The organism is Dehalococcoidales bacterium (assembly GCA_030698765.1).
Classification (GTDB): domain Bacteria; phylum Chloroflexota; class Dehalococcoidia; order Dehalococcoidales; family UBA2162; genus JAUYMF01.
In genome coordinates, this window is the sequence record JAUYMF010000178.1 from 1 (window position 1) to 8,609 (window position 8,609).

The window sequence follows — 8,609 nt, forward strand, 5'->3', positions numbered from 1 at the left end:
GAGGGGACTTTGCCCCCTCTCTTTAAATCTCTTCCCCTTCTCCTGGCAGGAGAAGGGGACAAAAGGGGATGAGGTCATTCATCCAGATATTAGGCTGACAGGACACTAGCATTACCGGCATACCACCGTAAAACTTGCGCCTGCCGTCCAATAAGGCTAGAATATCATCAGTGCCGGAATAACTCCCGGCAGAGCCTTTCCTTTGTGCCTGCTACCGCAGCTGTCCACCGAGTTACTATGAAGTATAAATGAAACACAGCGCCGTGATATTTGACCTTGACGGGACACTTCTTGATACCCTCAAAGATTTGGCTGATTCCGTAAACAGCGCCCTGGGCTACCTGGGACTGCCGGAGCATGACCTGGAAGCCTACCGCTACTTTGTCGGTGATGGGCGGGAAGCCATGGCGAGCCGGGCCTTACCGGAGGACCGTCGGGATACTGCCACACTAAACAGGATTATCCCCCGAATAAATGAGGAATACTCCCGGCGCTGGGCGGAAAACACCCGGCCCTACCCCGGCATCCCGGAATTGCTTGATGAACTCACCGGCAGCAACGTCAGAATGGCGATACTAACCAACAAACCGCATGATTTTACGGAACTGATGGTATCCAGGCTGTTACCGCAGTGGCAGTTCGAGCCTATCATCGGCGCCATGCCCTCCCTGCCCAAAAAACCCGACCCGACGGGGGCATTAAAGATAGCGCAACAGCTCAACATTAAGCCAACCGGGTTTCTTTACCTGGGAGACTCGGATATTGATATGAAGACCGCCGCCGCCGCTGATATGTATCCCCTGGGAGCACTCTGGGGCTTCCGTACCGCCGGGGAACTCCTCGCCGGTGGAGCCAGAGCATTGCTTCAGGAACCGGCCGAACTGCTCAGTTTCCTCTAGTCCAGGCCGAACCGGCTTACTACCGCCCTTGTTCTCTTTGAAGATAGCTTCTTTATTGTAAAGGAACAGGACAAATGAGCATATTTACCTGTGAACTGGTCAGCGACGATCAGCTTTTAGCCGAAGCCCTGAAAGTCCGCCGGGAGGTATTCGTCAATGAACGGGGTATTTCCGAAGAAGAGGAATATGACGGCTACGATGAGCAAGCTCTGCACGTGGTGATAAAGGATGACAGGGACAGGGTAATCGGAACCGCCAGAGTCCGCTTCCTGGACAATCACCGTGCAAAAATAGAGAGGATGGCGGTACTTAAGGCTTTCCGCCGGCAGGGTGTCGGCAGGCTGATAATAGCCTTCCTCGGGGAACTGCTCGCTAACCGGCAGATAGAATATATAATCCTGCACGCTCAGCTATCGGCGGCTGATTTCTACAAGTCATGCGGCTTTGAGGAGCAGGGCGAGATATTCGAGGAGGCGGGCATAAGCCACATTCAAATGTGGAAACGGCTTTGATGTTCCCCGGAACTATCTTAAAGACCCATTATTCCAGACTCATTTGAGCATTATTATCGAGCAACAGGAGCCAGAACTTGACAAATCGCCAAATAGATGCTACATTCGAGCACAAACATACGTAATGACCCGAATTATCTCATTTCAAAAGGAATGAACGTTCGCCGGGAGGTATGAAATAGAGCAATAGACCGGCTACACCGAAATCTTGAACAGGAGGTAGGAATATGAGGGAAACTGACTTCAAGCCGGGGGACTTACTTTAGAACTATCCGTCAGAAAAAGAGGAATTTGGGGAGGAAAAGAGATGAAAAGCAAGTTTGTCTGGTTGGTAGTAAGTAGCTTGATGGTGCTGTCCCTGCTACTGGCATCCTGTGCTCCGGCAGCGCCAACAGCACCGGCCACACCAACAGCACCGACCGCGCCAACGACCCCGACCACACCGACGACACCAACTACGCCGACAACCACACCATCAGGTCCAGAGACGGCACAGGTCAGCCTGACCAAGCTGAACGGGACGACGGTGCAAAAGCAAATGGAAAAACCCCAATACGGTGGTACCTACACTACCGTTCCACAGAAGGGGCCCAAAAGCTTTGATCCGCTATTGATGAGCATCAGCACCTCTCTCTGGAACCAGACCAATGAGCGGGTAATCGGTTATGACTGGACAAGAGGGCCAACCGGCACTGGGGAAGCCCTGTATAATATCTCGGTTGACGGCCTGACCTTTCAGACCGGTCATCTCGCCGAGAGCTGGGAGACGCCGGATGATACCACGGTGGTGATCCACCTCCGTAAAGGGGTCCATTTCGCTCTTGACCCGCAGAGCGAGGCCAGCCGGCTGGTAGGTGGCCGTGAGCTGACCGCTGATGACGTGGTCTATACCTGGACACGGGAGTTCTCTGACATGCCTAAAAACTACTGGGTCGCCCGGATACTGCCTGATGAGCGGCCGGTATCGGTGACGGCCCCGGATAAATACACGGTGGTCGTCAAGTCTAACCCGGGGTATCTCGGTACTGTAATATCCCAGGTAGTCACCTGGATGCCGATTTACGCGCACGAGCCGGTCGATAAGTACGGCGACCTCCGTGAATGGCAGCACATGGTCGGTAGCGGGCCGTTCATGCTGAGAGACTATGTTGAGTCAAGCACCGCTAGTTATGTCCGCAATCCAAACTACTGGGAGCATGATCCCTTCTTCACGGATAATCAGCTCCCCTACGTTGACGAGGTGAAGTACCTCTTCATCACCGATCCATCGACGATAATGGCCGGCCTCCGTACCGGCAAGATCGATTCCCTCTACCAGAAGACGATGATCAGCCCGGATGACAAGAAAAGCCTAGCAGCCACCAACCCCCAGATGAATTTCAAGCAGGTCGGAGAAATTAATCAAGCCCTTCACCTGGTGGTAAACAACCCGGAGCTACCCTGGTATGACCTCAAGGTACGGCGGGCGCTACAGATGGCGGTGGACCGTGAGGCGATCGCCCGGGAATACTACGTTGGTGATGCTGATGTGATGGGAGGACCGATCCTGCAAACCGAGTTCCCGGAGATGTTCACTCCGCTTGAAGAACAATCGGATGAGGTCAAGGAGATGTATACCTATGATCCGGAAAAGGCCAGGCAGCTTCTGGCAGAGGCCGGCTACCCTGCCGGCTTCAAGATGACCGTGGACACCTCCACCGAGTTCGACGTCGACCTGCTATCTGTAGTCAAGTACTACTTCGCGCAAATCGGGGTCGACCTTCAGATCGCGGTGCATGAAGTGGTTACCTTCACCTCGATGAAGGACGGTAGAACTGTCATGGAAGCAGGCTGGAGCACATTCGATAATAACGGCCCCTGGGCGTTCCACGAGTGGACGCCGTCAGACCCCGCTGATTTCGGAATGATCGATGATTCATTCCTCATGGAGACGCGTGATAAGGTGCTCCAGGTTTTCATGTTCGATGAACCGCAGGCCTGGCCGTGGATGAAGGAGATGTTCGCCTACACTTTAAATCAGGCCTGGATCGTCCATATGCCGGCGCCCTACCTCTACCTGGCCTGGCAACCCTGGATAAAGGGTTTCAACGGCGAATCGCTTACCGGCCGTGGCCAATACCTTGGTCCGGCCCGCTACCTCTGGATCGATCGGGACTTGAGGCAGCAGATCACCGGAGGGCGGTAGACGGGTTTTCAGGCTGGTAAACAGAAGGGGGTACTTGCGGAAAGTACCCCCTCTCTTGTTCTCCTTTTGCAGGGCCCGAATACCTAGCTGATACCCAGTTCCCGTTCCAGGTCGGCAACCAGTGTCAGGTATTCCTCATGCTTGCCTTCCCCCAGACGCTCCCGTTCAACCTCCTCAAACCGCTCCAGCAACTGCTGCTGATCCGCCGCCGTGAGTGCCTGGTCAGCCATCCGGTAGAGGATATTATCCTCTTTCTCAATATGCTGGCGCAGCAATCCGGCATAGTCCAGCGCATTATCCATTGCTTCCCTCATGGCTCCCTTGTCGCCTGCCGCCAGGCGTTGCGCCGCCTCATCCAGACCTCTCACGTAGCCACGCCCCTCGTCATGCTCCATAAGCATGATGGCTACCGGTCCATCCTGCCTGGGAATTCCGCGCTGCTCCATGGCTGGGAAGAGATTGTCCTCCTCCTTACCATGATGACACCGGTCAGCGAAGTTGCGGATGAAATCGATAATTTTGGGAAAGAACTCCGCAGGCAAATCCTTTCCTTCACTTTCTCTGACGTCAGCCTCACCTATTATTGTCAGCACTCTTTCAATAACCCTGTGTTCCTTTTTCAGCTCTTCAGTCGCGGACATACTGTCACCTCCTCAAGAAAATCTTTTATAGCCCAGTATACCTGCCAATGCCCACCAGCGTATATGATTTGCATCATCCTGGGAATAACCGGCCTGCCTTATCAAAAAGTTTCTTAATATTATATAATCCAGTTAAGAATATCTCATATCACCAGGAGGTTGCTTATGATTGACTGGACGGCTTTTACCGGCTGGCTTCTGGAGCATGGCATTCGCATCCTTATCATACTGGCTATCGGAGCCGGTCTGTGGTTGCCCCTTAAGAAAGTAATGCGGACACTTATCCGGCGCACTATAGTCAAAACCAGAGGAGAGAGCGCCCAAGGAATTGAGAAGAGGGCGACCACCTTGGCAAATGTTTTTATCGGCATAGGGCATGTCATCACTATCATCATTATCTCGCTGATGATATTATCTGAACTCAGTATTGACATCGGCCCGGTACTGGTCGGCTTCGGCGTTGCCGGTATCGCCGTCGGTTTCGGCGCCCAGTACCTGATAAGAGACCTGATTGCCGGTATCTTCATCGTCATGGAGAACCAGTACCGCGTTGGTGACGTGGCCCGAGTAGCCGGTACTGCCGGCCTGGTGGAGGAAATAACCTTAAGGAAAACGGTGCTCCGTGACCTTGACGGCATCGTGCACCACGTTCCCAATGGCGAGATCAGAGTAGCCAGTAATTTCACCAGGCACTTCAGCCGGGTCAACCTTAATATCTCCGTCGCCTACGGCACTGACCTGGACCATGCCATAAATGTGATAAACCGCGTGGGGCAGGAACTGGCGGAAGACGTTGACTGGAAAAGCCGGATAATAAAAGCGCCCCAGGTATTGAGAGTGGACAACTTTGCCGATTCCGGGATTGAGATTAAGATACTGGGTGACGTCAAACCCATTGAGCAGTGGGCGGTGATGGGGGAGCTCAGGCTCCGCCTCAAGAAGGAATTTGATAGTGAAAATATTGAAATACCGTGGCCGCATACCAAGGTGTATTTCGGTAATGATCTCACGGGAACTCCAACGCCATAGTGACAAGCGACTGCCATTAAGCCTGGAGGTAAATGTTCCGCGCCAGCATCCGGCCGCTTTCGGTGAGAAATACCCGGTTGATAATGCCGCTCAGCTTCCGGCGGTCCTGGATGTCATACTCATCCTTCAGGTTTACCAGCCAGTCAGCGTCATACAGTATCTTAAAATTCCGGCTATCTATCTTTCCGGGGCTATGGTGATGAGCGATAATCTGGCAAATCTCGTCTGTTTGCTCTTGCGCAAACCCCAGCCCGTTCAGGATACGCCGGGCAATAGGCGGGCCTTCCCGCTCCTGGTAATGGCCGGCGGTACTGCCGTATTTCTCTTCAGCGGCGTGAATCCCGATGTCATGCAGTACCGCCGCACCGATAACCACCGGATAGTCGCCCCCATCCTTCTCCAGAAGCTCCTCGGCACAGGCGGTTACCTGACGGGCATGGCTGATTCTCCTGGCGTCTCCCTGAAAGTAAGCCTCCATGGCGCCGATCAACGCCTCTTTGAGACCGTCCATTTCTCCCTCTCTCAAAACATATAATGGAGCATCAGGTCCACGCGTCCGTGCTTGATCAGGTAAAGGGCGGAGAAGCGCATCACCTCACGGATCCTCTCCCGGTAGCCCGGGCCATAACATTGGGTCTTGCATCTCTTGCACATCGGCTTGGGGTCATGAGAACAAAGAAGCAGCTTGGCGATACCGTGGTTCAATAGTTTAACGCAATCCGGGCATAGCTCAGGAGTTTGCCCATCCAGTATCGGCTGCAACCGCTCTTCCTTTACGGGGAAGGCTTCTCTAGTGGCCGAGGAATGGTTCTCCCGGCAAAATATCTGAACAAAGTCAGCCAGTGTTCTGATGTCTTTCTCCTTCTTGGTATTTAACCGTTCGAATATTTTGGACACCTTTTCCCTCCAATCACAGCAAACTTCCGGAACCCGCTGGCCAGAGAAACGGGAACCTAAACTTAATAACAGGCTTATTAAAATATATCATCTTGCACTCCCCCGGCGTATACGACAAAAGTCGTATACACGAGCTTACCGCGAAACGCGAAAAACCGGAATCCGTCATATCATCATTCCCGGGGAAGGACATCATTGCGGAAGCTTCGACTTCACCCCTCTGTCCCCCGTTCGGCTGAGATCGCGACAAAGCCCCTTCTCTCTCCCTAACACTTTGGGGGATGGGCGTCAACTTAAATGGGTTATTTATTCGGCGTAATACCCCTTTCTTGCCCATAATTACATGTCTGCTGAGAACTTTCGCGGGAAGTTGATACACCGGTCAACTATACAGGGATTTTCAAGTTATGGTAAGATTGAACAAATCTTCAGCTATGTTTGAGGAAGGGCTGTCAGATGCCGATACCAGATGGGTTCCTGGAATCCCTGCCCTACTTCTCCAAACTGAGCAACGAGCAGATGGAGCGGGTCAGGGAAGGGAGCGTAGAACTCTCTTTCCCCAGGAGTGAGATTGTCTTCCTTGAGGGAGAACCGTGTGAGGGCCTGTACGTAGTTAAATCAGGGCAGCTCCGCATCTTCAAAAGCTCACCGGAAGGAAGAGAGCAGGTGCTGCTCATCGCCCGGCCAGGGGATATTTTCAATGATGTTCCTGTCTTTGATGGAGGGGCTAATCCGGCCAGCGCCTCGGCGCTCGAAGATTCCACTGCTTACCTCATACCTAAAGATAGAATGCTCTCCCTGCTGAATGACTGCCCGGCAGCACTGAACGTTATCCGGCAGTTCGCGACGCGGTTGCGCAGCATGACGGTACTGGTAGAAGACCTTTCCTTCCGCAGCGTGGTCAGCCGGCTGGCCAAGGTTCTTCTCGATTTAGCCGTGGTTGAAGGAGGTCCCTCACCGGTACGCAGATTAACCCAGGACGAGATGGCAGCCATGATTGGCACCGTCCGGGACGTGGTCGGCCGGGGACTAAGAACGCTGGAGAAGAAGGGCGGCATCAAAATGGAGGGACAACGCATCCTGATAGTAGACCCGAGGATACTGAGAGGGATGCTTTAGATTTGCGACAAAAGTCGTATACGTAATCCGGGACATACATTAAAGTGAAAATGAACCAGTACAATTAAACCGTGAGGGAAGATGTGATGGGTATAGCGATACCGGAAATAGACCTGGAGAGATGCAATGGCTGTGGTGACTGCGTGCAGTTATGCCCTTCCGGCATAGTTACTCTGGTAAATGGCAAAGCTGTTATAGTGAAACCCGAAGATTGTGATTATTGCGCGGAATGTGAGGCTCTTTGTACCTCCGGGGCGATTCGATGCCCCTTCGAGATAATTCTGCTGGAAAAGGAACCTGATTCTGAAACTTCCTAGATAAGAGGGGTTATTTCATGACAGAGACAAACGGTTTGGAAGACGTATTAGAAAGGGAAGTGAGAGCATCACTGACCGATGATCATCTACCCTGTGCCGCAGCCTTTCAGATTGCCGGTAAAGCCGGTGTCAGCCGCCGGCAGGTAGGCGATATGGCGAATCAGATCAGGGCCAGAATCATTGACTGCCAGCTCGGCTGTTTCAAGTTTGAGAAAGCCGTCCATGACCTGGACAGCATAAAGCTCAATCCGGAACTGGCTGAAAAGGTTTCCGCATCCCTGGAGAATGGCAGGCTCACCTGTACCCGCGCTTTTGAGGTAGCCAAAGAGTCTAAAGTAGCCCCACGAACAGTTGCCGATACCGCTAACAAGCTCAAGATAAAGATACACGACTGCCAGCTTGGCTGTTTCTGACCGCTTTACTGCCACTGATTATTGGGTCATAATACCTTGCCCCGTAGTAATAGAGCCCGGTATCATCCAGCCTCTGGCCGGTAAAGAGCCTGTCCGTAGCTAAATCACCCTGACTATTTCGGCGGTCTCCGAAGGGGTGGTAGGTGATGCTTCCATAAAATGAAGCTTGAGGAGATTTAGGCTTTAACATTGTTTCCTCCTTGGGTCTGTTTAGCTTCATTTTAGCTTAAAACCGGCGTAGTTGCTAGCTTCGAGCAGATGTGCTATAAGTAATCTCAAATTAACGTCGCATACATTGTATGTAAGGTATGTAAGCTACATAGTAGGTTATTGAGACAAACGAGAAATCAAAGCGTACAAGGTTGCTAAGCATAAAATAATTAAGACGATTCCCCATAATCTATACCAAAAGTTGTAGAATTTGCGAGGTAAAATACCGGGGTTTTGAGGATCGTAATGCCGTCCCAATAAAATCCTTCCACGCCATTCAAAAAAAGATGAAAACTTGGTTTCTATCAATTTGATAATTCGGTTAGGGTAAAATAATAATCCTATTCCAATGAGGAGTCCTATAAAAAGACTTAAAAACAATATGAT

12 protein-coding genes are annotated in these 8,609 nt (G+C 52.0%); 7 read left to right on the top strand and 5 right to left on the bottom strand.

Features of this window, described 5'->3' with window-relative positions; genetic code table 11:
- Positions 1 to 248 precede the first annotated feature (248 nt).
- The 3 genes from Q8Q07_08975 (at position 249) to Q8Q07_08985 (ending at position 3,596) form a co-directional block, all read left to right on the top strand.
- A complete protein-coding gene (locus Q8Q07_08975) occupies positions 249 to 899 on the top strand; it encodes an HAD family hydrolase (protein ID MDP3880418.1) in 651 nt (216 codons plus the stop codon).
- Positions 900 to 973: 74 nt separating this feature from the next.
- Entirely contained in the window at positions 974 to 1,411 is a 438-nt protein-coding gene (locus tag Q8Q07_08980; GenBank protein ID MDP3880419.1) for a GNAT family N-acetyltransferase, read from the top strand.
- 307 nt (positions 1,412 to 1,718) lie between these two features.
- Entirely contained in the window at positions 1,719 to 3,596 is a 1,878-nt protein-coding gene (locus tag Q8Q07_08985) for an ABC transporter substrate-binding protein (protein MDP3880420.1), read from the top strand.
- 83 nt (positions 3,597 to 3,679) lie between these two features.
- Here the strand turns inward: Q8Q07_08985 and Q8Q07_08990 are convergent, their stop codons facing one another.
- Complete coding sequence (locus Q8Q07_08990) at positions 3,680 to 4,237, bottom strand: hemerythrin domain-containing protein (GenBank protein ID MDP3880421.1); 558 nt, start codon at positions 4,235 to 4,237, stop codon at positions 3,680 to 3,682.
- 165 nt (positions 4,238 to 4,402) lie between these two features.
- On the opposite strand from Q8Q07_08990, the gene Q8Q07_08995 reads away from it, so the two are divergent.
- Positions 4,403 to 5,266: a mechanosensitive ion channel family protein gene (locus tag Q8Q07_08995; GenBank protein ID MDP3880422.1), complete on the top strand. Its 864-nt coding sequence runs from the start codon at positions 4,403 to 4,405 to the stop codon at positions 5,264 to 5,266.
- A 16-nt stretch (positions 5,267 to 5,282) separates the two neighbouring features.
- Here Q8Q07_08995 and Q8Q07_09000 read toward each other — a convergent pair whose 3' ends face one another.
- Together Q8Q07_09000 and Q8Q07_09005 are read right to left on the bottom strand one after the other, a co-directional pair.
- The gene (locus Q8Q07_09000) at positions 5,283 to 5,777 is read right to left on the bottom strand and encodes an HD domain-containing protein (GenBank protein ID MDP3880423.1); all 495 of its coding nucleotides are present in this window, start codon (positions 5,775 to 5,777) and stop codon (positions 5,283 to 5,285) included.
- An 11-nt stretch (positions 5,778 to 5,788) separates the two neighbouring features.
- Positions 5,789 to 6,163 carry a nitrous oxide-stimulated promoter family protein gene (locus tag Q8Q07_09005; GenBank protein ID MDP3880424.1) on the bottom strand — a complete coding sequence of 125 codons (375 nt, stop codon included), beginning with the start codon at positions 6,161 to 6,163 and terminating at the stop codon, positions 5,789 to 5,791.
- 456 nt (positions 6,164 to 6,619) lie between these two features.
- Between Q8Q07_09005 and Q8Q07_09010 the strand changes: the two genes are divergently transcribed.
- The 3 genes from Q8Q07_09010 to Q8Q07_09020 all read left to right on the top strand — a co-directional run bounded on the left by Q8Q07_09010 (position 6,620) and on the right by Q8Q07_09020 (position 8,012).
- Positions 6,620 to 7,282: a Crp/Fnr family transcriptional regulator gene (locus tag Q8Q07_09010; GenBank protein ID MDP3880425.1), complete on the top strand. Its 663-nt coding sequence runs from the start codon at positions 6,620 to 6,622 to the stop codon at positions 7,280 to 7,282.
- 86 nt (positions 7,283 to 7,368) lie between these two features.
- The gene (locus Q8Q07_09015; GenBank protein MDP3880426.1) at positions 7,369 to 7,599 is read left to right on the top strand and encodes a 4Fe-4S dicluster domain-containing protein; all 231 of its coding nucleotides are present in this window, start codon (positions 7,369 to 7,371) and stop codon (positions 7,597 to 7,599) included.
- A 17-nt stretch (positions 7,600 to 7,616) separates the two neighbouring features.
- On the top strand, positions 7,617 to 8,012 hold the full coding sequence (locus tag Q8Q07_09020) for a hypothetical protein (GenBank protein ID MDP3880427.1): 396 nt from the start codon (positions 7,617 to 7,619) through the stop codon (positions 8,010 to 8,012).
- Here Q8Q07_09020 and Q8Q07_09025 read toward each other — a convergent pair.
- Complete coding sequence (locus tag Q8Q07_09025; GenBank protein ID MDP3880428.1) at positions 7,972 to 8,202, bottom strand: RHS repeat-associated core domain-containing protein; 231 nt, start codon at positions 8,200 to 8,202, stop codon at positions 7,972 to 7,974. The genes Q8Q07_09020 and Q8Q07_09025 overlap by 41 nt on opposite strands.
- A 137-nt stretch (positions 8,203 to 8,339) precedes the next feature.
- A partial coding sequence (locus Q8Q07_09030) for a hypothetical protein (GenBank protein ID MDP3880429.1) occupies positions 8,340 to 8,609 on the bottom strand: 270 nt, incomplete at its 5' end.